Raw genomic sequence first — 23,983 nt, 5'->3', positions numbered from 1 at the left:
GGAGGTTCACGCGTCGCCCGTGCCGTCGGGGTGCGCAGCGGCCACCGGCGACCCGCGCCCGGCGAGCCAGGCTTCGAGGTCCGGCGCAGCCAGTGGCGCGGTGTACAGGAAGCCCTGCGCGAGGTCGCAGCCTTCGGCGCGCAGGAACGCGGCCTCCGACGTGCGCTCCACGCCTTCGGCCAGCGTCTGCAGGCCGAGGTTGCGCGCCAGCGAGATCACGGTGCGACAGATTTCCTCGTCGTTCGGATCGTTGCCGATGCCGCTGACGAATGCGCGATCGATCTTCAGCAGGTCGACCGGGAGGCGCTTGAGGTACACAAGGCTCGAGTGGCCGGTGCCGAAGTCGTCGATCGACAGCCGCACGCCCTGCGCCTTCAGCGCCTGCAGCACCGAGATCGCGGTTTCGGGGTCGCGCATCAGCATCGACTCGGTGATCTCCAGCTCGAGCCGGTGCGGCGCGACGCCGGTCGCGGCGAGCACGGCGGCCACCTGCACGGGAAGCCGGTCGGCATCGAGCTGCTTGACCGAGCAGTTCACCGCGATGCTCGGCACGTGCAGGCCGACGGCGTCCCAGGCGCGCAGCTGGCGGCAGGCCTCGACCAGCACCCAGAGCCCGATGTCGTCGATCAGGCCGGTCTCCTCCGCCACCGGAATGAACTTCATCGGCGGGACGAGCCCCCATTCCGGGTGCTGCCAGCGAACCAGCGCCTCGACGCCCGACACGCTGCCGTCGCGCAGGTCCAGCTGCGGCTGGTAATGCAGCCGCAGCTCGCGCTCGGCGAGCGCGCGGCGCAGGCCCGTCTCGAGCGTCAGTCGCTGCTCGGCGCCGGTGGCGAGCGCGGCATCGAACACCTGGCGGCGTCCCGGCCCCTGGCGCTTGGCTTCGTAGAGGGCAAGTTCGGCGTGCTTGAGCAGCGTTTCCGCATCGCCGCCGTCGCGCGGGAACAGCGCGATGCCCACGCTGGCGGTAATGACGAGCGGATGCAGCGGCGCGAGCAACGGCCGCGAGAGCGCGACGAGCACGTCCTGCGCAAGCGCCACGGCCTCGTCCTCGGCATGCCCGCCATCGCGCAGCACGACCGCGAACTCGTCGCCACCGAGGCGCGCGAGGAAGCTGGTCGACGGCAGCATGCCCTGCAGGCGCTGCGCCGCCGCGCGCAGCGCCTGGTCGCCGAGCGCCGGGCCGAGCGTCTCGTTGATCGCGCGCAGGCGATCGAGGTCGACTACCAGCACCGCGAGGTCGGCGCCCGCGACGACCGCGTCGCCGAGGTAGAGCTGCAGCAGGCGGCGGTTCGGCAGCCCGGTCAGCGGGTCGTGGTGCGCGATGAAGGCGAGCTGCTCCGCGTGCGCCTTCGCGTCGGAGACATCGGTCCATGTCACCAGCGCGCGCACGGGCTCGCCCGGCGCGGTCGGCACGGCCTGCAGCACCTCGTGGATGTGGCGCACGGCGCCGCGCCCGTCGATGAGGCGGTAGTCGCGCGTCAGCGTGTCGTGCGTGCGGAGGTGGTTCGAGGCGGGCTCCAGCGTCGGCAGGTCCTCGGGATGCACGCGACTGGCCCACCAGCCGGGGCGCTTCATGTCCTCGGCGCTGAAACCGTAGAGGCGATCGGTGTTCGAACTGACCCAGTCGGCGACGAGCCGCTCGCCGTGCTGGTGCGCGAGGAACAGCGTCACCGGGCTCGCATCGAGCACGTATTCGAGCCGCGTGCGCGCGGCATCGGCCTCGGCAGTCGCCGCGCGGATCCGCCAGCGCAGCAGCCCGCTGAAGATCGCCAGCGCGACGATCAGCATCCCGGCCGCCGCGAGCGCGGGCAACAGCCAGTGCGGCGCCACGGTGGACGGCACGGGCGCCAGCGCACGGCTCATCGCGCGGAAATACACCGAGCCGGGATCGTCGTGCCAGCGCGCGATCCAGTGGTCGATGCGCGCGAGTTCCTGCGCATGCCGCCCCTTGCGGGCGGCGACGTACAGCGAGACCGGCTGGAACACGATCGGCGACTCGACCATGCCGTAGCCGCGGGCGGCGCGTCGCCCGAAGAAGGTGTTGGCGACCGCGACGTCGGCCTTGCCGTCGCGCACGCTCTCGAACACCTCCGGATACGTGTCCGACTCCACCGGCTGCCACGGCACGCCGAGCCCGTCGAGCAGCGTATCGAGCCCCTGCCCCTGCACGCTGCCGCGCAGCAGCGCTACGCGGCGGTTGGCGAGGTCGGTCAGGGACTGCACGGGAACGTCGGGCCTGCGGAACACCTGCGACCACGAGTACGTCACCGGGATCGACGGGAAGTCGAATCGCTCGGCGCGGTCGGGCGAATACGCGACGTCCGGCATCAGGTCGAGCTCGCCGGAATCGAGTCGGCGCAGGCATTCGCTCCAGACGCAGCGTTCGTAGCGGAGCTGCCAGCCCTCCTTGCGCGCGACCGCGTCGAGTATCTCGACGAACAGCCCGGCGGGCCGGCCGCGATCGTCCGTGTAGATCTTCGGCGGGTTCTCGTACAGGCCGACGCGCAGCACGCGCGGCTCGCGGCCCTGCGCCCCGCCGCGACAGCCGGGGAGCGCCGCCAGCGCCGCGAGCAACGCCAGTGCGACCGCGATGAGGAACGTCCGAGCCCGCATCGGCCAACTCCATGGACTTGGCCCGAGCATAGCGGAGCCGCGTTTACGGCTGCGCGCGGCCCCGACGACGGGGCCTGGAGGGTCGAACGTGCCGATGCACGGTCGCGGGCGGTCGCCCTACGGGCCGCCGGGCGCGGCCGTCACCGCGCGCCGAGGAAGTCGACGACGGTGTCGACGAAGCGATCGGTCTCCTCGGCGTACGGGAAATGCGCGCTCTCCTCGAACACGACCAGCCGGGCATCCGGCAGGCGGGCGGCGAGCGCCTGCTGCGGCGCCACGCCGACCGCGCGGTCGTGGCGACCGACGACGACGAGCGTCGGCATCGACAACCGTTCCGGCGCCGCGACGCGGTAGCACGGGAAATCGCTCGCGTCGCCGAACACGTACGCGCCGATCTCGCCGGTGTTGCGCAGGCCGCTCGCCGCGTCGAGGCGGCGCTGCTCGGCGAGCGCCTCCACGCGGTGGAACTGCTGGCCGTCGTGGAAGGCCTGGCTGTCGGCCATCTGTTGCTGAGCCGCGCCGACGAACGCCATCCGCGCACGCGACAGCCGGCAGCGATCGCCCGCCTGCGCGGCCTCGCGCAACGCCGCGCCTTCCGCGCCCGCCATCAGGCGCGCGTGGATCGCCGGGTAGCGAACGGCCAGCGTGCCGACCCAGGACGCCATCGCTTCCGGCACGTCGACGGCGGCGTCCACCAGGATCAGGCGCGCGACGTGCTCCGGATGCGCGGCGGCGTAATCGGCCGCCAACGCCCCGCCGAAGCTGTGGCCCATCACGACCATGCGCTCCACGCGGAGCGCACGGCGCAGCGCTTCGACGTCCGCCACCATCCGCGGCATCGCGTAGTCGCCGTTCCAGGGACGCTCACTGGCGCCGGAGCCGCGCTCGTCGAGATAGACCATGGGCACGTGCGCGGCGAGCCGGCGGCCGGCGGTCATGCGGAAGCTGTAGCCGTTGTAGCCGGGGCCGCCGTGCAGGTAGACCACCGGCACGTCGCTGGGCGCGATTGGTCGCGACGTCCAGTACGCGAGCCGGACGCCGTCGGCGACGAGGTCGTGGCGGACGTCGTCGACGGCTGCTTCGGCCCCAGTGGGCAGTGTCGCCGCGGCGGCGCATGCCACGGTGCCCGCAAGGAGCAACAGCGCCGGGAGGAGAAGCGCGGAACCGGGGACGCGTCGGCGCATTGGCGGTCTTGGGACGGACGGGCGCGCAGTGTCCGCGATCGGTGTCGGTGCACGGGACTGCCGGTGGTCATGCACGCTGCACGCAGCGCGCCGTCCACGGGCGAAAATGCAGGCCTACCGCGACGGAGCCCGCGATGCACGACCTCGACCGTCCCGTCTGGGCGAGCCTGACCACGTTCCATGCATCGATCGCCCTCGGCGACGCGCGGGCGCGGCGGTATCCCGACGACGTCAACCTGTTCGCGTCCACGCGCGACGACGAGGCCGCGTCGCTCGACGCGCTCGGCGCCTTGCTCGCGCCGGGCCAGACGGCGTACGTGCTGCAGATGCCGCCCGTGCGCCTGCCGCCGGTGTGCATCGAGACACACCCGGGCCGCGGGGTGCAGATGCTGGCGGAGCGGACGCTCGCGGACGACAGCGGCGGCGACGTGCAGCCGCTCGGCGATGCGGACGCCGCCGACATGCTGGCGCTCGCGCAACTCACCCGCCCCGGACCGTTCCTCGCACGCACGCACACCATGGGAGCGTTCGTCGGCGTGCGCATCGGAGGCCGCCTCGCCGCGATGGCAGGCGAGCGCATGCGGTTTCCGGGCTACACCGAAATCAGCGGCGTGTGCACGCATCCCGATTTCCGCGGTCGCGGCCTCGCGCGTCGCCTGTCGGCGGTGGTCGGCGCTCGCATCCAGGCCCGTGGAGAACAGCCGTTCCTGCATGCCTGGGCGGACAACCGGCCCGCGATCGCGCTGTACGAATCGCTCGGCTTCGCCTTGCGCACGCACGTCCATGCATCGGTGATCGCGCGTCGGTAATCGTCGAGCGGTCGGCGTCGGCGTCGACGCCCGTCCAGCCCCACGCTGCCTGTCGGCGTACAGGTCGCGGCGCCCGGCGCCTGCAGTGCGCCTGAAAACGCCGCTGCGGCCACGGCCGCGGTTGCGCGTGTCCGATCACATGTAGCCGCGGGCGCACGAGTGCGTCGGCGGATGTCAGCGGCCGAAGGGCTGCGTCATCGCACGCAACAGGCTGTGCTGGTCGTCGTCGCCGGTCACTTCCCACATGAAGACGCCCCGCAGCCCGCGCGCTTTCGCGAGCTTCGCGCGGATGCCGATCGACCGTGGATCCTCGTACGAGACGAACAGCTTCTCCTTGGGCTCGAACAGCCACGGCGACTGCGCATCCGGGTGCCAGTAGCGCCGCCAGTTGGGATCGGTCAGCAGGGTCGAGCGGATGGTGCGCCAGTCGCCGGCCTCGTACGGCGCGACCGTCGGCTGGTGCAGCCCGTTGCCCGCATCGCTCGCGACGCGTGCGCCCCGTCCGTAGAACGGCACGCCGAGCACCAGCTTGTCGGCGGGCACGCCGCGGCGCAGGTAATCGTCGATCGCGCCTTCGACCGTGTTCGCGCGACGCAACGGCGGCGCCAGGGGAGCGGCGGGATCCTCGCGCAGCGGCGCGTTGAGCCCGCTGACGCGCAGCACGCCGGTGCCCATGTCGTAGGTCATCAGGTTGATGAAGTCGAGCGTGCGCGCCAGTGCCTTCAGCTCGAAGCTGTTGGCGGGGTCGTAGGCACCGCCGAACTGCAGGCGCCCCGCCGGGAGCGCCGCCGTGAGCAGCAGCGGCCGCCCGCGCGCCTTGCCGAGTGCATCGAGCCGGCGCCGGAATTCCTGCGCCAGCAGCGTCATGTTGCGCCGGTCCTCCGGCCGCGCGGTGATGCCGGGCGGGCCACCGGACACCGGGTATTCCCAGTCGAGGTCGACGCCGTCGAAGGTGTTCTGCGGGTGGTCGAAGAACATCGCCAGGCAGGACGCGACGAAGCGCTCGCGGCTGGCCTGCGTGAGCGCGGCATCGGAGAACCCGCCGGCTTCCCAGCCGCCGATCGAGATCAGCGCGCGCAGGTGCGGATACTGGCGCTTGAGCTGCGCGAGTTCGTAGAAGTGCAGGTCGGCGGTCGGATCCGTGGCGCACTGGCCGTCGTGGATCCGAGCGAAGGCGTAGAAGACGTGGGTGAGGCGATCCGCGGGGATGCGCGTCACCGGATACCGCGGCGCGGCGTAGCCCGGGTAGTAGGCGCCGATCACGGGCGTCGCCGTCGCTTCGCGGCTGCATCCGAGGGCGGCCACTGTCACCGCGACAGGGAGCACGACGGACGCCAGCAACGACAACACCCGGGGCATGACGGACGCTCCTCTTCGCGCACGCGGCTGCGGCGTGCGGTCCCTGATAGAAGCGGCCGCGTTAAGGCGGCGCCGACGAACGGGCCTCGGGCGCGCCCGTCCGACGGATGGCGGTCCGAAGCGGCTGCCCCGCTGCTGCCCCGCCGCGCGGTTCGGCGCGCGTTACCAGATGCGCACGCGGTCCGCCGGCGCACGCCACATCGGCTGGCCGGGCTTCACGCCGAAGGCCTCGTAGAACTCCGGGATGTTCGACATCGGGCCGAGCACGCGCCACTTCGCCGGCGCGTGCACGTCCGACAGCAGCCGCTGGCGCAGGCGTTCCTCGCGCTGCTGGCTCATCCAGCCCAGCGCGTAGCCGAGGAAATAGCGCTGCGTGGGCGTCAGGCCGCCGATGCTGCGCCCGGCCCTGTACTGCGCCGTCTTCTTGAACGCCTCGAGGCCCAGCAGCACGCCGCCGTAATCGGCGATGTTCTCGCCGAGGCTGGCCTTGCCGTTGATGTGCAGCCCCGGCAGCGGCTCGTACGCATCGAACTGCTCGACCATTCTCTTCGCCGCGGCATTGAAGCGATCGGCGTCCTGCGCGGTCCACCAGCCCGACAGGTTGCCCCTGGCGTCGAACTGGCGGCCCTCGTCGTCGAAGCCGTGCGTGATCTCATGGCCTATCGTGCTGGCGGCGACGTAGCCGTAGGCCACGGCGTCGTCCACCTGCGCGTCAGGGACCCCGGGCACCATGAAGATCGCCGCCGGCAGCACGATCTCGTTGTTGGACGGGTTGTAGTACGCGTTGTACGTCTGCGGCGTCATGTCCCATTCGGTGCGGTCGACGGGCTTGCCGAACTTGGACAGCGTGTCCTGGAATTGCCAGCGCTGCGCGCTCATCACGTTCGCGGCGTAGGAATCGCGGCCGATCGACAGCGTCGAGAAATCCTTCCAGCGATCGGGATAACCCACCTTCGGCGTCACCGACGCGAGCTTGGCCAATGCCTTGGCCTTGGTGTCGGCACCCATCCAGTCCAGTCGCTCGATGCGCGCGCGGAACGTGTCGCGGATCGCCTCGACCATCGAGGCGTAGCGGTCCTTCGACGCCTTGGGGAAATACTCCGCCACGAAGATGCGGCCGAGCACCATGCCCATCGCGTCGTTCTCCTCGTCCAGCACGCGCTTCCAGCGCGGGCGCTGTTCCTGCTGGCCGGACATCGCGCGGCCGTGGAAGTCGAAGTGCTCGGCATCGAAGCGCGCAGAGAGGTACGGCGAATAGGTGTCGACGAGGTGGTAGCGCAGGTAGTCCTGCAGCACGGCCACCGGCGTCTCGCGCAGCAGGCGGTCCTGGGCGGCGAAGAACTCGGGCTGGCCGACCACGACATACGACGGCGCGAGCTTCCACGCGGCGAGGCGCGCGGTCCAGTCGATCGACGGCGTGTACTTGGCGGTCAGCGCCGCGGGCGACATCCGGTTGTAGTTCTTCTCCGGATCGCGAAGGTCGGCCAGCTTGCGCGATGCCTGGGCCAGCGCGGTCTCGAAGGCCATCACCTTCGCCGCGCCGGCCTTTGCCGCGGCGGGCGAGCGGCCCAGCAATTCGAAGCTGCGCGCGATGTGCGCGACGTACGCGGTGCGCAGCTTCGCCACGCCCGCCTCGGGATTGAAGTAGAAGTCGCGCTCCGGCAGGCCGAGGCCGCCCTGGTGCAGCTGCACCGCCATCGTCCCGCTGTCCTTGCTGTCCTGCCAGACGCCGACCTGGAAGAACGTGCCCACGCCGAGCGGCCGCAGCGCGAACGCGGCGTCGAGCACGCCGGCGCGGTCGCGGATCCCGTCGATGCGGGCGAGTTCCGCGCGCAGCGGGCGCAGGTCCAGCGCGTCGGCCTTCGCCTCGTCCACCGCGGTGGCCCAGAAGTCGCCGATCTTCTGCGAATCGCTGCCGGGCGCGGCGCCGCTCTTCGCCGCCGCCTCGCTGATCGTGCGCAGCCGCGCGTACAGCTCGTCGTCGACCTCGTTGCCGATGCCCCAGCTCGACTCCGAGCGGGGGATCGGATGGGACTTCAGCCAGCCGCCGTTGGCGTACTGGAAGAAGTCGACGCCCGGGTCGACCGATCGGTCGAGATGCGCGGCCAGGAAGTCGACGGCGGCAGCGTCGGGCGCGTCGCCGGGCGCGTTCGCGGCCGCCCCGGCCCCGGTCGAGACCACCAGCCCCGCTACGACCAGGGCACTACGCAGGGAAGAGGCGAGACGGCCCATCGGGCACTCCGGCAGCGGGGGACCGCGCACTGTGTCGTCCACGGCCGCCTGCGCCAAGCGCTGGAAGTCACGGAGGCGCCGCCGCCCATGGCCCGGCGGGCGGCCGCGGGAGCGCCCCGCCCCGGTCCGGATGTCCGAAACCCTTGCCCGGCCTCAACTTCGGGGCCCGCGGGCCGATACGATCTGCGCACTGAACGGGCGGTCAGGACGATATGCCGAGGGGTTTCCAGCAGCGCCTGCGGGCCCTGTCGATGATCGCGTTGCTGGCGATCGCAATGCCGTCGTCGGCCACCGCGCTGGGCGATCGTCTGGCGCGGGCGGACGCCGCCCGCACCGGCGACCCGCAGCGATTCAGCGCGCTGATGGCGCAGGCGCGCGCGCTCCAGCACACCGCCAACGACGAGGAGCGCGACCTCCTCTCGCTGCTGGGCGCCTACGGCGAGTGGCGCGCCGGCCGCTTGGACCGCGCGATCGACGCGGCCCGTCGGCTGTCCGCGACCTCCCGCGTTCCCGACCTGCGCTACCGCGCCACGCTGCTCGTCGCGAACCTGTCGGCGGTGACGCGCGACTACGCGACGGGCGCCGCCTATCTCGCGCGCGCCGCGGCGATGGAGGACCGCGTCAGCGATCCGGAAACGCGTGCGATCGGCCTCGGCGTCGCCGCGACGCTCTACAACCAGTTCGAGCAGCACGAGCTGGCCGAGACCTACGCGAGCCGCATGCTCGACACGGCGCATTCCGACCGCTCGCGCTGCCTCGCCGCCGAGAACCTCGCGCGCGCCCGCGTGCACCTGCACCGGCCCGTCGACGAGGCGCGGGACCTGCTGGCGCCGATGACGACCTGCCGGCGCGCGGGCGAGCAGATCGCCGTGCACCTGCTGCAGACGTCGCAGGCGCGCTTCCTCATGGACCGCGGCCGCCACGCGGACGCCGCCGACCTGCTGCAACGCAACCTGGCCAGCGCCGAGGCGTCGGGCTATACGCGGCTGACGGCCGAGTTCCACAGCCTGATCGCCGAGGCGCGACTGCAGCTCGGCGACCTCGACGCCGCGGAAGTGTCGGCGAACATCGCTCTGCGGTCAGCCCAGGTCGATTCGCACTGGATGCCGCTGCTCGACGCGCGCCGCGTGCTGTACGAAGCGGCCAAGCGACGCGGCAATGCCGGCGAAGCGCTGCGACATCTGGAGGCGCTGGCCGCCGGCGAGCGCGCCGAGCTGACGGACCTGCAGGCCCGCGAGCGCGCCTACCAGGATGGCCAGATCCAGCTGCTGCGCCAACAGCAGCTCGCCGAAGGCCTGCGCCAGCAGAACCGCGTCCTCCAGCTCGAGCAGCGCGTGGCGGCGCAGCGCCGGACGTTGCTGTTCACGGTCGTCGGCACGCTGGCGGTCGTCGTATCGCTCCTGACCTACTGGAGCTGGCGCCTGCTGCGCGTGCAGCGCCGCCTCCGCCACCTGAGCGAACGCGACCCGCTGACCGGCATCAGCAACCGGCGCCACTTCACCGCCCGCGTGCAGGCCAGGCTCGATGCGTGCCGCGGGCGCCGCGAGCCGGTAAGCCTGCTGCTGCTCGATCTCGATCACTTCAAATCAATCAACGACCGCGCCGGCCACGAGGCCGGCGACCGCGTGCTCGTGGCGATCGCGCGGCTAGGGCGTGCGCATGCGGGGGCCGCCGACATGTTCGGCCGCCTCGGCGGCGAGGAATACGGGCTCTGCCTGCCGGGTGCGACGCTGGAGGATGCGCGCGCGGTGGCGATACGGCTGCAGCAGGCCATCCCGGAATCGGTGGGCTACCGGCATCCCGACGGTGGCCACGTCACCGCGAGCATCGGCGTCAGCAGTTCCGAATACAGCGGCTACGAGTACGACGGGCTGATGCGCGCCGCCGACACGGCGATGTACCGCGCCAAGGCGCTCGGACGGAACCGCGTCGAAGTGGCCATGACCGGCGGGGATCGCGACGCAACGTACACGATCGCGGACTGACGCATGGCGCATTCGCCGCCGGACGACGCGACCCACGCCGGCCGCCTCGCCCGCGCCTGCGATAATCCGCGGCCTGCCGTTCGCGTCCGCGGAGAAATCGATGCCCGTCGTCACCATCGTGCTGGTGTTCCTGCTGTCGGTGGTGGTCACGGCCTTCGTTGCGCGGTTGCTGCCCTTCAAGGTGCCGCTGCCGCTGTTGCAGATCGCCGCGGGCGCGCTGCTGTCGGCCGCGGGGTTCGACGTCGAGTTCGATCCGCACCTGTTCCTCCTGCTGTTCATTCCGCCGCTGCTGTTCCTCGACGGCTGGCGCATTCCCAAGGGCGCGTTCTTCCGCGACTGGAAGCCGATCCTCGCGCTCGCGATCGGGCTGGTGTTCTTCACCGTGCTCGGCATGGGCTGGTTCATCGAATGGCTGGTGCCGGCGATGCCGCTCGCCGTGGCGTTCGCGCTCGCGGCGATCCTGTCGCCCACCGATCCCGTCGCCGTGGGCGCGATGACCGCGAATGCGCCGTTGCCGCCGCGCGTCATGCACATCCTCGAGGGCGAGTCGCTGCTCAACGATGCGACGGGCCTCGTCTGCTTCACCTTCGCCGTTGGCGCGGCGATGACCGGCGCGTTCTCGCCGACGGTGGCGTCGCTGAGCTTCCTCAAGGTGGCGGGCGGCGGTGCGCTCGCCGGCGTGGCCGTGGCGGCGCTGATCGGCCGGCTCAACCGCTGGCTGGTGCGCCGCACCGGCGAGGAGCCGGGTACGCAGATCCTGGTCAGCCTGCTGGTGCCGTTCGCGGCGTACCTGGCGGCCGAGCACGTGCACGTGTCGGGCATCCTCGCCGCGGCCGTGGCGGGCATCGCCATGCACTACGGCGAGCTCAGCGGGCGACCGCTCGCGGCCACGCGCATGCAGCGCACGGCGGTCTGGAACACCGTGCAGACCGCGCTCAACGGCATCATCTTCGTGCTGCTCGGCGAGCAGCTGCCGGCCATGGTCCGGCGGCTTCCCGAGGCGGCGTCGGCCAGCGGCACGGGCAACGACGTGACCCACCTCGTCGGCTACGTGGTGGTGATCACGCTGATGCTGGGCGCGCTGCGCTTCGCGTGGGTCTGGATCTCGATCCGCCTGACGATGTTCCGCGCCGCGATCCGCGGCGAGCCCGTGGAAGCACCGCGCACGCGCCTGCTCGCGGTGATCGCGACGGCCGGCGTGCGCGGTGCGATCACCCTCGCCGGCATCCTGACGCTGCCCCTCGCGTTGCCCGACGGCTCGCCCTTCCCCGCCCGCGACGTGGCCGTGTTCATCGCGATGGGCGTGATCCTCCTGTCGCTGCTCATCGCGAGCATCGGCCTGCCGCTGCTGACGCGCGGCCTCGAGGCGCAGTTGCCCGAGCCGGGACGGCGCGATACCGAGGCGCATGCGCGCATGGCCGCGGCGGAAAGTGCACTGCGTCGCCTCGATCGCGTGCTCGCCGAACCGCTTCTCGACGTGCAGGCCGAGGCGGCGCGCGCCGAGGCCGCGGTAACAGTGCGCGACGTCTACCAGCGCCACATCGACTACGGCGACCTGAGCGGCGAACCCGCGGAGGACGTGCAGCGCGTGGCCGAGGCGGAGCGTCGCCTGCGGCTCGTCGCGCTCGATGCCGAGCGCGACACGCTGTACCGCCTGCGCCGCGCGCAGGTCATCGACGACGAGGTGCACCAGAAACTCGTGCACCAGATCGACCTGATGGAAGCCGGGCTGAAGGCTGCGCGCTAGCGCGCCCGCTTGCGCGCCGGTCGCGGCGTCGGTTCCGCCGCATCCGGTGCCGCGATCGCCTTGCTGTAGATGCCGGACCGGTCGAAGCAGCAGACGCGGCGCTTGCCGGCGGCGAGCATGTCGCAGCTGCTGGCGACGCGTCGCTCGCGCGTTGATGCCTGCTTCGCCGACTCCAGCCACTGGATCCAGTCGCGACGCGCCGCGGGCGTCAGCGTGGACCATTGCGCGCGCGCCTGCGGTGCGTCGGCCAGTGCCTTGCGCAGGTCGGGCGGCACGCGCGGCTCGGGCGTCACCGCGGCGGGCACGAGCACCAGCCGCACGACGTCGCCCACGCGCGCGCCCGCGGCCTCGCGCAGTGCGCGGCTCACCTTCAGCCAGTGGCTGCCCTGCCCGTCGGGCTCGAGCGTCGCGCGGAAGGCGTGCCCGGCCAACGTGCCGTCGACGGGGGTCATCGCACGCGTGGGCAGCTTCGCGCTGGCGGCCGCGGGCAGCACCACGAACGACCACGCCGCGTTCTTCGGCGACGCGGGGCGCAGCAGCGTCGCGTCGAAGCGGATCGCGTTACCGGCCATCGTGCCGTCCTCAGCCCGCACGCGACTGGATGAGCTTCCAGCCGTTGCCGGAGGGGTCGCGGAAGCCGGCATCGACCGTGCCGTAGCGCTCCACCGGCGCCTGCGTGAACTCGACGCCGGCGTCGCGAAGGCGCTCGTACGTCGCGCGGCAGTCGTCGACGACCAGCACCAGCGGCGGCATCGCACCCTTGGCCACGGCCTCGCGCAGCGCCTGCGCGGTAGCCGCGTCCACCGTCGGCGGCTGCGGCAGGAACAGGCCGAGCTGGAACGACGGTTGCGCGGGATGCTGCACCGTCAGCCAGCGGTAATCGCCATTGCGCGCATCGGTGTGCACGGTGAAACCGAGCTTGCCTGCGTAGAAAGCGAGCGCCTCGTCCTGGTCGCGAACGTAGATTCCGACGACTGCCACACCCTGGGTCATGCCTGTTCCTCCGCGTTGGGGACATCCAGTGTCGACGCGGCGTCCCGCCGGCGCTTCTCCGAAACTGCGGTCGTGAGGCCGGGCCGCCGGGCGGCACTGAGGTAGCAGCCGGGCACGGGCGCCGGCGCGCGCGGCATGGCCTGCTCGCGCGTGCGCCATTCGCCCGGGCTCTCGCCGGTGACGTCGCGGAACGTGCGGCCGAACGTGCCCAAGCTCTTCCAGCCGGTCCCGAAAGCGATGTCGATGATGGGCAGGTCGCTGTCGCGCAGCAGTGCGGTCGCGCGCTCGATGCGCCGCGTCAGCAGGTACCGGTGCGGCGGCAGGCCGAACGCATCGCGGAAGGCGCGCGCGAAGTGCGCCGTCGAGACGTGGCTCACGGCGGCGAGGCGGCGCACGGGCCAGTCCTCGTGCGAGGCGGCGTCGATGCGGTCCTTCGCGCGCAGCAGGCGACGCAGCAGCTCGGGATCGGCGGGGCGGCGCGGGCGTTCGGTGTCGGCGGGCGTTCCGGTCAAGGCGCGTTCGGGCGACGGGAAACCTCGATGGTCGCGGATTCAGGCGCGGACCGCATCCCCGCGTCCGCCGTCGCGGACGCCTATTTCACCGGCACCATGAGGTGCTGGTACGGCGTGTCCGGCCACATCACGTAGGGCACCGAGGTGTCCGGCGAGGCATCGCGCGGATACGTCGCGTAGAACGCGGGATCCGCGCCGACGATCATGACGTGCGGCCCCGTCTTCACCCAGTGGTTGGACGACGACGGCGCGGTCGCGTACGGATCGGTGTTGCTCGCGTCGGTGCCGCCCTCGAGCATGTACATCAGCCCGACGCGCCCGGTTTTCGGGATGCCGTGCGTCATCCACGCATGCGCCCATTCCATCGCGGCCGCATCCATGCACATCGGATCGGGGCCCGGCGTGGTCGGGTTGTCGGGCATGCAGGTGAAGGCACCGGTGCCCTTGCGCAGCGTGCGCATGCTGCCGTCCTTGTTCGCGACCACGATGGTCGCGGTGTCGGCCACCTTGCGCGGCGCGGCGGACATCGCACTGCGTATCAGCGCGGCTTCGCCGGTGCGGGCCTTGACCTTGGCCGGAGGCGCGGCGTTGGCGGCCGTGGCGACGATGGCCGCCGCGAGCCCGAGGCCGGCAAGTCGATGCGATCGGTTCATGGCGTTCTCCTTGCTCATGCAGGCAAGCGGCCGCGCCCCGCGGGCGGGCCGCGGCCTCACTATCGACCCGCGCCCGCGGCACGGCGCGCTCGGCACGACCTCCCGTCGGCACGCGAACGTCGATGACGACGAATGGCAGCCGTGCGCGCGGTGCAAGCGGCGCTGCAACGCGCGGCCGTGCGGCTCAGCGGCTGCGCACCCAATCGTCCTCGAGCGCGCGCGGACGACAGGCGTGCCAGCCGCCGACCGCCATGACCGCGATGCAGGCCGCGAGGAACGCGACCGGCGTCCGCCATCCGCCCGACGCATCGCGCAATGCGCCGACCACGAGCGGGCCGGCGCAGGCGAGCGTGTAGCCCATCGACTGCACGAAACCCGACAGCCGCGCCGATCCCGCCGGCGTGCGCGTGCGCAGGTTGATCAGCGTGAGCGCGAGCGGAAAGGTCGCGCCCGCGAGGCCGAGCAGCGCGGCCCAGAGATCGGCGAACGCAAGCGGTGCGGCGAGCAGGCCCGCGTAACCGACGGCGTGCAGCAGCACGGCGATCGCGACCAGCCACGCCGGCTGGCGCATGCGCGCGGCGAGCATCGGCACCACGAACGTCGATACCAGCCCCACGCCGGAATAGACGCCCAGCAGCGCACCGCCGCGCGCGGGCGACGCGCCGGCGTCGACGAACCAGCGCGGGATCCACGTGAACATCGCGTACGTCACGAGCGACGTCATGCCCATCAGCGTGCCCAGCGCCCACGCGACGGGCGAGCGCGCCACGCGTGCGCCGTCGGGCGGTGCGACATGCAGCGCATCGCGGCGTCCGTCGCGCGCGCGACGCAGGAGCGGCAGCAGCGGAATCGCCGCGAGCAGCGCCGGCAGTGCCCACGCGCCCAAAGCGACGCGCCAGCCGAACGCCTGCGCCATCGGCACCGCGACGAAGGCCGGCAGCATGGTGCCGAGCTGAAGCGACGTGATGTAGAGCGCGCTCACGCTGCCGATGCGATCCGCGAAATAGCGCTTGACCAGCGGCGGCAGCACCACGTTGCCGATGCCCATGCCCGCCAGCGCGAGGAACGAGGCGGCGACGAGTCCGAGCGGCCCGCCGACGAACGCGCGCACGAGCAGGCCGAGCCCCGCCAGCAGCATGGCGAGCAGCGTCGTGCGTTCGAGCCCGAGGCGCGCGTCGATCCAGGGCGTCAGCACGGCGAACAGCGCGAACGACGCCGGCGCGAGCGTGCCCAGCACCGCCGCCACGGTCGTGCCGAAATGCAGCGATGCGCCGACCATCGCCAGCAGCGGCGTCAGCGACGTGACCGCGGTGCGCAGGTTCAGGGCCGCGAGCACGAGCGCGGCCAGCGCGAGCCGGCGGCCGCGCCAGGCGTGGGGACGGGTCATGGGGGAGGTCCGGACGGGCCGCACGATGCGACCGTCATGCAACGCATTGTCGGCGACGGCGACGACGGCGGATGCAGGCCGTTCGCACCGCTGCGTGCCGTCGGCCGACCGTATTCGACACGCAGGAGATGCCGCGCGCGAAGCGCGGCATCGTGCATTCAGCGACGCGGGCCGTGCATGCGCCCCAGCACCATCGCCAGCGCCATGCCGCCGAGCGACTTCACCAGCACCGGATGCTCGGCATAGAAGCGGCTCATCTGGCCGACGATGCCGGGATCGGCCTGCTGCGCCTGCTGTGCGATCTGCTCGACCTGCGTCGGCGAGACCTGCGCCGCGTGCGGGGTCTCCGGATCGACGCCCGCCTGTCGCAGCGCCGGCTGTGCCGCGCCGCCAAGTCCGCCGAGCAGCGTGCCGAGGATGCCGCTCTTCTGGCGGTCGTCCGCATGTCCGAACAGCTGGCCGACCATCTGCGCGAACGGCGGCGTGCGGTCCGAATCGAACGCCTCCTGCAGCCCCTCGCTCAACGCCTGCGGCGGCGCCGACTGCGCGATGCGCTCGAATTCGTCGCGCTGCTCGTGCGGCACGGGCGCGTTGCCGTGTTGCAGGAGCTGCTGCTGCAGGTTCTCGACCTTGCTGTCCATCGAATCTCCTCGGCCGCCGGGTGCGGCGCGGGCAGCAGCATTCGCCGCGCACCGTGGACGGGGTGCGAACAGCCGGCGCCGGTGGCGCGCCGGTTGCGCAGTTCAGCGACGCCGGGACGTCGCGCGCCGCGTCGCCACCCCGCATGCGTCAGCGCGCGATCCCCTTCACCGCCCGGTCGAGCGCGGCGATGTCGATCTTGCGCATGGTCATCATGGCCTCGAAGGCGCGCGCCGCGGCCTCGCCGCCCTGCCCGATCAGCGCCGTGAGCCGGCGCGGCGTGATCTGCCAGGACAGCCCGAACCGATCGCGACACCAGCCGCAGGCGCTCTCCTCGCCGCCGTTGCCGACGATGGCGTTCCAGTAGCGATCGGTTTCGGCCTGGTCGTCGGTGGCGACCTGGAAGCTCACCGCCTCGTCGAACTTGAACGCCGGCCCGCCGTTGAGGAACAGGAACGGCATCCCGAGGATCGTCGCTTCCACGGTGAGCACGTCGCCGGCCTTGCCGGCCGGGTAGTCGCCCGGCGCGGTGTGCACGGCATCGATGCGGGTGTCGGGAAACGTCTCGGCATAGAACCGCGCGGCTTCTTCCGCATTGCCATCGAACCAGAGGCAGGGCTGGATCTTCGCGACCATCGTGCTCACTCCCGGGGACAGGCAGCCACCCTAGCGCGATCGCAGCGGACGGTCGCGACCGCGTGGCGGCCGCGGCGGTCCGGTCGGTGAGAAGATTGGCGTGTTGCCCGCCGGATGGACTCGATGACCGCACGGAACCCGCGCCGGACCTGGTGGCTCGTCGCCGCGATCGTCGCGGTGCTGCTGCTCGCGAGCTGGGGCGCGATGCGCCTTCGCGGGAGAGCGCTGCCGGGGTACGCGGTCGCCGTGGGCCCGCTGGTGCAGAACGTCGTCGCGACCGGCCGCATCGCGGCCCCGTCGCGCGTGCAGGTCGGGGCCGAGATCACGGCACTCGTGCTCGAGCGGCGCGTCACCGATGGCGACCGCGTGGTGCCGGGCGACGTCCTCGTGGTTCTGCGCGCCCGCGACCTCGAAGCCCGCCGCGACCAGGCGCGCGCGGCGCTGGCCACGCTGCGGCAGGCGGACCGTCCCGATGCCGAGGCACGGCTGCGCGAAGCGCGTGCAAGGCTCGCGCAGGCCGAGCGCGACTACGCACGACGCCGCGCGCTCGGCGCACGCCAGCTCGTCTCGCGCGAGGACGTGGAACTGGCGCGGCAGGCCGTGGTCGCCGCACGCGCGGCTGCCGACCAGGCGGGCGTGGCCCTTGCCGCGCTGGACGGCGGACCGCGCGAGGCGCAGGCGCGCGGGCAGCTCGATGCGGCCGAGGCCGAACTCGCACGCGCGGTGATCCGCGCCACCGTCGCCGGCACCGTGCTCACGCGCGACGTCGAGCCCGGCGACACGGTGCGTCCCGGCGACGCGCTGATGGAGATCGCGCGCGACGCGCCCGGCGAGATCCTGCTGCCGCTCGACGAGAAGAACCTTTCGCGACTGCGCGTCGGACAAGCCGCCACGTGCATCGCCGACGCATTCCCCGGCCGTCCGTTCGCGGCGACCGTCCACCACATCGCGCCGGGCATCGATCCTTCGCGCGGCACGGTCGACGTCCGCCTGCGCATCGATCCGCGCGCGACCTTCGTGCGCCAGGACATGACGGTGACGGCGACGATCCTCACCGGCGCGCGCCAACGGGCGCTCGTCGTGCCGAACGATGCGCTGATCGGCGCGCAGGACGGCGCCGATCGGGCGACGGTGCTCGCCGTGCGCGGCGGCCGCGTGTACCGCGTGCCGGTGACGCTCGGCCTGCGCGGCCTCGCCGCCAGCGAGGTGCGCGACGGCCTGCACGCGGGCGACACCGTCGTCGCGGCCGGCGCGCTCGATGCGACGGCGTGGCCACGCGACGGCGATCGCGTGCGCGTCGATCGCCAGCCGCCTCCCGCCTCCGGCTCGGCCACGCGCCGCGAGCTGCCGGTGAAGTTCGACTGAGCGATGTGGATCGAGGCCACCATCGCGATGCGGTTCCTGCGCCAGGGGCGTGCGCAGTCGCTGCTGATCCTGTTCGGCATCGCGGTCGGCGTGTCCGTCATCGTGTTCGTCACCGCGCTCATCACCGGGCTGCAATCGAACATCGTCGAGCGCACGCTCGGCACGCAGGCGCACATCCGCGTGGAGGCGCCGGACGAATCCAACCGCATCGCAGCGCCGCCACCCGGCACGCTGCAACTCGTGCTCGAGGACCGTCGCGCGCAGGCACTGGGTCCCATCGACAACTGGCCGGAGGTGCGCGACGTGCTGGACCGGCTGCCCGGCATCGCCGCGGTTTCGCCGGTCGTGTCGGGCCCCGCGTTCGGACGGCGTGGCGACGCCGTGGAATCGGTCGCGCTCGTGGGCGTCGACCTGCCGCGCTACCTGCGCGTCATTCCGCTCGACGAGAACATGGTGGACGGCCGCCTGGAGGTCGGCTCCGGCAATGCGCTCGTCGGTCGCCAGCTCGCCGACGACCTCGGCCTGCGGACCGGCGGCAAGCTGCGACTGGATGCGGGCGGCGGGCGCGAGGCCGTCGTCAACGTGGCCGGCATCTTCGAGCTGGGCGTGCGCGAACTGGACGCACGCTACGTCTACCTCGACCTGAAACAGGCGCAGTCGCTGCTGGCGCTGCCCGGCGGCGTCACCGTGATCGACGTGACGGTCGACGAGCTCTTCCACGCCGACCGCACCGCCGCGCGCATCCGGGGGCTGACCGGCCTGAAGGCCGAGAGCTGGATGGAAACCAACGCCCAGCTGATGAACGCGCTCACCTCGCAGAACATGTCGACGCGGATGATCAGCTTCTTCGTCGCGATGTCGGTCGCGCTCGGCATCGCGAGCGTGCTGGCGGTGAGCGTTGCGCAACGCACGCGCGAGATCGGCATCCTGCGCGCGATGGGCACGCGGCGTCGGCAGATGCTGCAGGTGTTCCTCGTGCAGGGCGCCGTGCTGGGCCTGGCCGGCTCGCTGATCGGCGCGCTCGCGGGCTGGGGCCTCGTCGGCGCCTTCAACACCTTCGGGCCTGGTCTTTTCTACATCCCGATGCCGCCGGTGCTGGTGCCGGCGGCGATGGCGCTGGCGACGGTCGCGGGCGTGATCGCGGCCTCGGTGCCCGCCTCGCGCGCGTCGCGGCTCGACCCGGTGGAGGCGATCCGCCATGCCTGAGCGACGCGAGGTGCTGCGGCTCGAGGGCGTGCGTAAGTCGTACAACGTCGGCAGGCCGAACGAGGTCGAGGTGCTGCACGGCATCGACCTGCGGCTGGACAGTGCCGACTTCGCCGCGCTGGTCGGCCCGTCGGGCTCGGGCAAGAGCACGTTGCTCAACCAGATCGGCCTGCTCGATTCGCCCACCGCCGGCGAACTGTTCCTGCTCGGCGAACCCACGCGCCGCATGGACGACGAGGCGCGCACGGCCGCACGCGGGCGACACATCGGCTTCGTGTTCCAGTTCCACCACCTCATCGGCGCGTTCACGGCGTTGGAGAACGTGATGATGCCGGTGATGGTCGCGCGGGGTCGACCGGATCGCGACACGCTCGACACCGCGCGCAGCCTGCTATCCGACGTGGGCCTCGAGCGCTTCGCGGACCGCAAGCCCGATGAACTTTCGGGCGGCCAGCAGCAGCGCGTCGCGATCGCCCGCGCGCTGATGACGCGGCCCGCCCTGCTGCTCGCCGACGAGCCCACCGGCAATCTCGACACGAAGACGGCCGCCGACGTGTTCGAGCTGCTGCGCCGCTTCAACGCGCAGTACGGCTGCGCGGTGCTGGTGGTGACCCACGATCCCCGCCTGGCCGAGACCTGCGACCGCACCATTTCGCTGGTGGACGGGCGCGTCGCCGACGACGTGCGTGCTTTTGCCGCGGCGGACGGCCCCGACCCGGCAGCCCAGCCGCGGTGACGCCGACGCGTCTCAGTCCGCCAGCAGGCGTTCCACGTCCGCGTCCTTCTCGCGCCACAGCGCGTTCATCCACTGCTGGAAGCGGACGCGGAACGCGCGATCGTTCTGGTAGTCGCCGGCCAGCAATTCGTCGGGAATCGCCAGCTCCCGCACGTGCATGCGGACCTCGGGCACGCGGCCAGCCAACAGGTCGACCAGCGACGGTCGCCCTGCCGGATACGCGAGGGTGACGTCGAGGATCGCGTGCAGCCCCTCGCCCATCGCGTCGAGCACGAAGGCCACGCCGCCGGACTTCGGCTTGAGCAGGTGCCGGTAATCGACGCCCTGCTTGGCGTGCTTGTCGGGCGTGAACCGCGTGCCCTCGACGAAGTTCACGATGGTCACGGGGATCGCGCGGAACTTCTCGCAGGCGCGGCGCGTGGCCTCGATGTCCCGCCCGGCGAGCTCCGGCCGCTGCTTGATCTGCCGGGGCGTGTAGCGGCCCATGAACGGGAAGTCCAGCGCCCACCACGCCAGCCCCAGCAGCGGCACCCAGAACAGCTGGCGCTTGAGGAAGAAGCGCATCAACGGGATGCGGCGGTTGAACACCTTCTGCATCACGATGATGTCCACCCAGCTCTGGTGGTTGGCGAGCATCAGGTAATGCCCGTCGCGATGAAGCGTCGCGTCCATCTGCAGGGCGATGCGCGTGCGGGTGAAAGAATCGAGCAGCCGGCCGTTCACCGCGATCCAGCTTTCCGCGATGCCCGTGAGCAACGGATCGCTCGCCCGGCGCACGCGGTCGACAGGCAGCACCGCCTTCACCAGCGACACGACCAGCAGCGGCACCACGTGGGCCACCGTGCTCAGCGCGATCAGCAGGAAGAACAGGGACAGGCGCAGGTAGGCCATGGGGTCGCGGGCGGGATTGGGGCGCCTATTGTGCCGGCACGACGGTCGGTGCTGCCGCGACGGCCGGAACACTCTCGCGCCGATCAGCGTGCCGCCGCGCGACTTATGCGCCCTGCGGCGCGACGCCTTTCGCCAGCCGTCGATGCACGCGCAGCATCGCGTCGACGCTGAGGTCCACGTCCGCCTCGGTCGTGGCCCAGTTGGACACCGAGATGCGCATCGCCGCCAGCCCGTGCCACGTCGTACCGCTGGCCCAGCAGGTGCCGTCGGCCTGCACGCCGGCCACGACGGCTCGCGTCATCGCATCGTCGTCGCCGAATCGCACCAGCACCTGGTTCAGCACCACGTCGTTGAGCACGCGCACGCCCGGCGCGTCGGCCAGCGCACGCGCGAAGCGCCTCGCGTGCGCGCAGCAGCGCTCCACCATCGCCGCCACGCCATCGCGGCCCAGTGCCCGCAGCGCCGCGTACACCGGGATGCCACGCGCGCGGCGCGAGAACTCCGGCACCCAGTCGACCGCGTCGCGCTCGGCGCCGCGGGTCTGTACCAGATAGGCGGCCGACACGGTCATCGCGGCGCGGTGCACGGCCGCGTCGCGCACGATCGCCACGCCGCTGTCGTAGGGCACGTTGAGCCACTTGTGCGCATCGGTGGCCCACGAATCGGCCAGCTCGATGCCGTCCGCGACCCCGCGGGTGTCGGTGCCGGCGCGCGCCCACAGCCCGAACGCGCCGTCGACATGCAGCCACGCGCCGCGCTGGCGCGCCACCCCGGCGATTTCGCGCAGCGGATCGAATGCGCCGGTGTTCACGTTGCCCGCCTGCGCGCAGACGATCACCGGACCGTCGAGGCCGGCCACGACGTCGCGCAGGCGGTCGGCACGCATGCGTCCCTGGTCGTCGGCGTCGACGTGCACGAGGGCGCGCGTGCCGAACCCGAGGTAACGCAGCGCCACGTCCACGGTGACGTGCGCCTCGGCGGACGCCACCACATGGATCCGCGGCGCGCCGTGCAGCCCGTCGGCCTCCACGTCCCAGCCGGCCTGCCGCAGCACGCCATGCCGTGCGGCCGCGAGGCAGGTGAAATGCGCCATCTGGCAGCCGGTGACGAACCCCACCCCGCTGTCGCGCGGCAGGTCGAAGAGCTCCAGCAGCCACTGCGCGGCGATCTCCTCCAACGCGGCCGCGAGCGGCGAGATCACGTGGATGCCGGCGTTCTGGTCCCAGGTGGAAACCAGCCAGTCGGCGGCCAGTGCGACCGGCAGCGCGCCGCCGATGACGAAGCCGAAGTAGCGCGGCGCCGCGCAGGCCTGCGTGCCGCGCGCGGCGTTGGCGGCCAGTCGATCGATCACGCCGTCCGCCGCTTCGCCGTGGCGCGGCAGCGCGCCGCCGAAGGCGGCCATCATCTCGTCGCGGCCCGCCTGTGCTCCCACGAACCGGGACGGCAGTGCGTCGAGGTAGGCCTCCGCATGCGCATGCGCGCGCGACAGCAGCGGACCGAAATCGCGGATGTCCATACGGTCTCCATGCACGGGCGCCCGCAACGGGCGCGCGGCGATTATGCGACGACGCAGCCGCGCCGCCCCGGCCCGCACGTCCGCACGACCGGCGGGCCGCGTCGCCTTCGATCGAGCGCCGGGTACATCGCCTATTCACGCCCGACACTGCGTTCGTTCGCCGCGCGTGATGCCGTGCGGCCGCTGTCGCGCGCAGCGAACATTTGCCTTAGAGCAAGTTCATGCCGCGGCGCCCACTGTCCGCACACCCCGTCGCCAACGCGGCGGGGCCATCCCCAACGGAGTACATGCCATGAAGAACAACAAGCTCATCGCCCTCGCCGCCGGCTTCGCGCTGACCGCCACCCTCGCCCTGCCGGCGATCGCGGCGAAGCCCGTCACGCAGGGACAGGGCGGTGGCGCCTCCGGCCTGGTGGCGGCGGTCGCGCAGGTCGCGGCCAACGACGTCGTCGACGTGCGCGTGGTCGACACCCTGAACAACCTGCAGGCGGTGAAGAACGTGCTCAACAACAGCCCGATCCTCAGCCGCAACAACCCGACCGTGACGGTGGGCGACGTCAACCTGCTCAACGGCCTCAACGTCGATCTCAACGCGCTCGGCGTGACGCTCGACCAGATCAACGGCGTGGTGCTCGCCAAGACCGGCACCGTCACCGACGTCTTCCTGCTGCGCTGAGCGCAGGCCGTCGGCCGCGAGGCCGCGGCGGTTCCGGAGCCCGCGATCCGTCGCGGGCTTCTTTTTGGTTCGTAGGATGCGGGTGCGGGGCGCCGCGGGGCTGCTTCGAGGGCGCGGGGACGCGGCGAGCCGCTGCGCCGGGCCTCGCGTCAGTCGCGGTCCGGGGCACCCAACGGGAACCACGCGCGATAGGGACGCGCCTCTTCGACCGCACGCGCGAACGAGGGCCGCGCCAGCAGGCGCTCGCGATACGCGCGCAGCGTGGGGAACGCCGCGCCGATCGGATGCACCCAATCGGCATAGAAGAGCGACGGCGCGGCCGCGCAGTCCGCGAGGCTGAAGCGCTCGCCGGCCGCCCAGGTCCGGCCCTGCAGGCGCTGCTCGAGCCAGGCATATGCGATGTCGAGCCGCGCCGCTGACTCGCGCAGCGCCACTTCGGTGCGACCGTCGGTGCGCAGCGCCTCGGCCACCGGCGCCTGCATCGGGGTCATCACGTAATGGTCGAAGAAGCGGTCCATGAAGCGCACGTCGAGCGCCTCGACCGGGTCGTCGGGCAGCATCGGCACGGGACCCGGATGGGCCTGGTGCAGGTGCTCGATGATGATGCTGGTTTCCACCACGGTCCGCTCGTCGTCGACCAGCACGGGCATCTTCTTCAACGGCCACAACGCGTTCCACTGGGCGTCGATGGCGGCGTTGCCGGGCTGCAGTTCGCGGTACTCGAACGGAAGGTCGTTCTCGTAGAGCGCGATCAATACCTTCTGCGTGTACGAGGAGAACGGGTGTCCGTAGAAGACGAGGGCCATCGGCGCGTCCGGTTGTCGGGTGCGGACGTTATAGG

General features: G+C 72.0%; 21 protein-coding genes. 7 read left to right on the top strand and 14 right to left on the bottom strand.

Going from position 1 to position 23,983, the window contains the following annotated elements:
- Positions 1–6 precede the first annotated feature (6 nt).
- On the bottom strand, positions 7–2,616 hold the full coding sequence (locus E4F61_RS10330; protein ID WP_162301469.1) for an EAL domain-containing protein: 2,610 nt from the start codon (positions 2,614–2,616) through the stop codon (positions 7–9).
- Between the two features lie 140 nt (positions 2,617–2,756).
- Positions 2,757–3,800, bottom strand: a complete 1,044-nt coding sequence (locus E4F61_RS10325; protein WP_133479582.1) for an alpha/beta fold hydrolase — start codon at positions 3,798–3,800, stop codon at positions 2,757–2,759.
- A 134-nt stretch (positions 3,801–3,934) separates the two neighbouring features.
- Between E4F61_RS10325 and E4F61_RS10320 the strand changes: the two genes are divergently transcribed.
- Positions 3,935–4,609, top strand: a complete 675-nt coding sequence (locus tag E4F61_RS10320; protein WP_133479581.1) for a GNAT family N-acetyltransferase — start codon at positions 3,935–3,937, stop codon at positions 4,607–4,609.
- Positions 4,610–4,783: 174 nt separating this feature from the next.
- Here E4F61_RS10320 and E4F61_RS10315 read toward each other — a convergent pair whose 3' ends face one another.
- Positions 4,784–5,914, bottom strand: coding sequence for a glycoside hydrolase family 18 protein (locus E4F61_RS10315; RefSeq protein ID WP_238382887.1), 1,131 nt, complete (start codon positions 5,912–5,914; stop codon positions 4,784–4,786).
- Positions 5,915–6,130: 216 nt separating this feature from the next.
- Complete coding sequence (locus tag E4F61_RS10310; RefSeq protein ID WP_133479579.1) at positions 6,131–8,200, bottom strand: M13 family metallopeptidase; 2,070 nt, start codon at positions 8,198–8,200, stop codon at positions 6,131–6,133.
- Positions 8,201–8,412: 212 nt separating this feature from the next.
- On the opposite strand from E4F61_RS10310, the gene E4F61_RS10305 reads away from it, so the two are divergent.
- Positions 8,413–10,185: a GGDEF domain-containing protein gene (locus E4F61_RS10305; protein WP_133479578.1), complete on the top strand. Its 1,773-nt coding sequence runs from the start codon at positions 8,413–8,415 to the stop codon at positions 10,183–10,185.
- Positions 10,186–10,285: 100 nt separating this feature from the next.
- Positions 10,286–11,932: a Na+/H+ antiporter gene (locus tag E4F61_RS10300; protein ID WP_133479577.1), complete on the top strand. Its 1,647-nt coding sequence runs from the start codon at positions 10,286–10,288 to the stop codon at positions 11,930–11,932.
- Here E4F61_RS10300 and E4F61_RS10295 read toward each other — a convergent pair.
- The 7 genes from E4F61_RS10295 to E4F61_RS10265 all read right to left on the bottom strand — a co-directional run bounded on the left by E4F61_RS10295 (position 11,929) and on the right by E4F61_RS10265 (position 16,752).
- Positions 11,929–12,504 (bottom strand): YdeI/OmpD-associated family protein, encoded by a 576-nt coding sequence (locus tag E4F61_RS10295; protein WP_133479576.1) that lies wholly within the window; start codon positions 12,502–12,504, stop codon positions 11,929–11,931. The genes E4F61_RS10300 and E4F61_RS10295 overlap by 4 nt on opposite strands.
- 10 nt (positions 12,505–12,514) lie before the next feature.
- The gene (locus tag E4F61_RS10290; RefSeq protein WP_133479575.1) at positions 12,515–12,925 is read right to left on the bottom strand and encodes a VOC family protein; all 411 of its coding nucleotides are present in this window, start codon (positions 12,923–12,925) and stop codon (positions 12,515–12,517) included.
- Positions 12,922–13,437, bottom strand: coding sequence for a helix-turn-helix transcriptional regulator (locus E4F61_RS10285; protein WP_133479574.1), 516 nt, complete (start codon positions 13,435–13,437; stop codon positions 12,922–12,924). The genes E4F61_RS10290 and E4F61_RS10285 overlap by 4 nt, the downstream gene beginning before the upstream one ends.
- Positions 13,438–13,517: 80 nt before the next feature.
- Positions 13,518–14,090: a hypothetical protein gene (locus tag E4F61_RS10280; protein WP_133479573.1), complete on the bottom strand. Its 573-nt coding sequence runs from the start codon at positions 14,088–14,090 to the stop codon at positions 13,518–13,520.
- Between the two features lie 184 nt (positions 14,091–14,274).
- Entirely contained in the window at positions 14,275–15,477 is a 1,203-nt protein-coding gene (locus E4F61_RS10275; protein WP_133479572.1) for an MFS transporter, read from the bottom strand.
- A gap of 158 nt (positions 15,478–15,635) precedes the next feature.
- Positions 15,636–16,118: a hypothetical protein gene (locus E4F61_RS10270; RefSeq protein ID WP_202908984.1), complete on the bottom strand. Its 483-nt coding sequence runs from the start codon at positions 16,116–16,118 to the stop codon at positions 15,636–15,638.
- Positions 16,119–16,266: 148 nt separating this feature from the next.
- On the bottom strand, positions 16,267–16,752 hold the full coding sequence (locus E4F61_RS10265) for a VOC family protein (protein WP_133479571.1): 486 nt from the start codon (positions 16,750–16,752) through the stop codon (positions 16,267–16,269).
- A gap of 123 nt (positions 16,753–16,875) precedes the next feature.
- Between E4F61_RS10265 and E4F61_RS10260 the strand changes: the two genes are divergently transcribed.
- The 3 genes from E4F61_RS10260 to E4F61_RS10250 are packed head-to-tail and all read left to right on the top strand — an operon-like array spanning position 16,876 to position 20,059.
- Positions 16,876–18,117 carry an efflux RND transporter periplasmic adaptor subunit gene (locus E4F61_RS10260; protein WP_202908983.1) on the top strand — a complete coding sequence of 414 codons (1,242 nt, stop codon included), beginning with the start codon at positions 16,876–16,878 and terminating at the stop codon, positions 18,115–18,117.
- A gap of 3 nt (positions 18,118–18,120) precedes the next feature.
- The gene (locus tag E4F61_RS10255; RefSeq protein ID WP_133479569.1) at positions 18,121–19,323 is read left to right on the top strand and encodes an ABC transporter permease; all 1,203 of its coding nucleotides are present in this window, start codon (positions 18,121–18,123) and stop codon (positions 19,321–19,323) included.
- A complete protein-coding gene (locus tag E4F61_RS10250; protein ID WP_133479568.1) occupies positions 19,316–20,059 on the top strand; it encodes an ABC transporter ATP-binding protein in 744 nt (247 codons plus the stop codon). The genes E4F61_RS10255 and E4F61_RS10250 overlap by 8 nt, the downstream gene beginning before the upstream one ends.
- A gap of 12 nt (positions 20,060–20,071) precedes the next feature.
- Here E4F61_RS10250 and E4F61_RS10245 read toward each other — a convergent pair whose 3' ends face one another.
- On the bottom strand, positions 20,072–20,950 hold the full coding sequence (locus E4F61_RS10245; protein ID WP_133479567.1) for an acyltransferase: 879 nt from the start codon (positions 20,948–20,950) through the stop codon (positions 20,072–20,074).
- A gap of 103 nt (positions 20,951–21,053) precedes the next feature.
- Positions 21,054–22,466, bottom strand: a complete 1,413-nt coding sequence (locus tag E4F61_RS10240; protein WP_133479566.1) for a pyridoxal phosphate-dependent decarboxylase family protein — start codon at positions 22,464–22,466, stop codon at positions 21,054–21,056.
- Positions 22,467–22,758: 292 nt separating this feature from the next.
- On the opposite strand from E4F61_RS10240, the gene E4F61_RS10235 reads away from it, so the two are divergent.
- Positions 22,759–23,142 (top strand): hypothetical protein, encoded by a 384-nt coding sequence (locus E4F61_RS10235; RefSeq protein ID WP_133479565.1) that lies wholly within the window; start codon positions 22,759–22,761, stop codon positions 23,140–23,142.
- Between the two features lie 149 nt (positions 23,143–23,291).
- Here E4F61_RS10235 and E4F61_RS10230 read toward each other — a convergent pair whose 3' ends face one another.
- Positions 23,292–23,948, bottom strand: a complete 657-nt coding sequence (locus E4F61_RS10230) for a glutathione S-transferase family protein (RefSeq protein WP_133478486.1) — start codon at positions 23,946–23,948, stop codon at positions 23,292–23,294.
- Between the last annotated feature and the right edge of the window lie 35 nt (positions 23,949–23,983).

This window comes from Cognatilysobacter segetis (assembly GCF_004359965.1).
In the GTDB taxonomy this organism is placed as follows: Bacteria; Pseudomonadota; Gammaproteobacteria; order Xanthomonadales; family Xanthomonadaceae; genus Cognatilysobacter; species Cognatilysobacter segetis.
Note: the sequence above shows the minus strand (reverse complement) of the source record. Positions and strands in the feature narration are given on the sequence as shown.

Excerpts from the sequence above, each read along its gene's own strand:
- E4F61_RS10320 (WP_133479581.1), top strand. The coding sequence starts at position 3,935 with ATGCACGACCTCGACCGTCCCGTCTGGGCGAGCCTGACCACGTTCCAT.
- E4F61_RS10300 (WP_133479577.1), top strand. The coding sequence starts at position 10,286 with ATGCCCGTCGTCACCATCGTGCTGGTGTTCCTGCTGTCGGTGGTGGTC.
- E4F61_RS10325 (WP_133479582.1), bottom strand. The coding sequence starts at position 3,800 with ATGCGCCGACGCGTCCCCGGTTCCGCGCTTCTCCTCCCGGCGCTGTTG.
- E4F61_RS10235 (WP_133479565.1), top strand. The coding sequence starts at position 22,759 with ATGAAGAACAACAAGCTCATCGCCCTCGCCGCCGGCTTCGCGCTGACC.
- E4F61_RS10245 (WP_133479567.1), bottom strand. The coding sequence starts at position 20,950 with ATGGCCTACCTGCGCCTGTCCCTGTTCTTCCTGCTGATCGCGCTGAGC.
- E4F61_RS10330 (WP_162301469.1), bottom strand. The coding sequence starts at position 2,616 with ATGCGGGCTCGGACGTTCCTCATCGCGGTCGCACTGGCGTTGCTCGCG.
- E4F61_RS10240 (WP_133479566.1), bottom strand. The coding sequence starts at position 22,466 with ATGGACATCCGCGATTTCGGTCCGCTGCTGTCGCGCGCGCATGCGCAT.
- E4F61_RS10250 (WP_133479568.1), top strand. The coding sequence starts at position 19,316 with ATGCCTGAGCGACGCGAGGTGCTGCGGCTCGAGGGCGTGCGTAAGTCG.
- E4F61_RS10310 (WP_133479579.1), bottom strand. The coding sequence starts at position 8,200 with ATGGGCCGTCTCGCCTCTTCCCTGCGTAGTGCCCTGGTCGTAGCGGGG.
- E4F61_RS10265 (WP_133479571.1), bottom strand. The coding sequence starts at position 16,752 with ATGGTCGCGAAGATCCAGCCCTGCCTCTGGTTCGATGGCAATGCGGAA.
- E4F61_RS10255 (WP_133479569.1), top strand. The coding sequence starts at position 18,121 with ATGTGGATCGAGGCCACCATCGCGATGCGGTTCCTGCGCCAGGGGCGT.
- E4F61_RS10295 (WP_133479576.1), bottom strand. The coding sequence starts at position 12,504 with ATGGCCGGTAACGCGATCCGCTTCGACGCGACGCTGCTGCGCCCCGCG.
- E4F61_RS10275 (WP_133479572.1), bottom strand. The coding sequence starts at position 15,477 with ATGACCCGTCCCCACGCCTGGCGCGGCCGCCGGCTCGCGCTGGCCGCG.
- E4F61_RS10290 (WP_133479575.1), bottom strand. The coding sequence starts at position 12,925 with ATGACCCAGGGTGTGGCAGTCGTCGGAATCTACGTTCGCGACCAGGAC.
- E4F61_RS10260 (WP_202908983.1), top strand. The coding sequence starts at position 16,876 with ATGACCGCACGGAACCCGCGCCGGACCTGGTGGCTCGTCGCCGCGATC.
- E4F61_RS10270 (WP_202908984.1), bottom strand. The coding sequence starts at position 16,118 with ATGGACAGCAAGGTCGAGAACCTGCAGCAGCAGCTCCTGCAACACGGC.
- E4F61_RS10280 (WP_133479573.1), bottom strand. The coding sequence starts at position 14,090 with ATGAACCGATCGCATCGACTTGCCGGCCTCGGGCTCGCGGCGGCCATC.
- E4F61_RS10305 (WP_133479578.1), top strand. The coding sequence starts at position 8,413 with ATGCCGAGGGGTTTCCAGCAGCGCCTGCGGGCCCTGTCGATGATCGCG.
- E4F61_RS10230 (WP_133478486.1), bottom strand. The coding sequence starts at position 23,948 with ATGGCCCTCGTCTTCTACGGACACCCGTTCTCCTCGTACACGCAGAAG.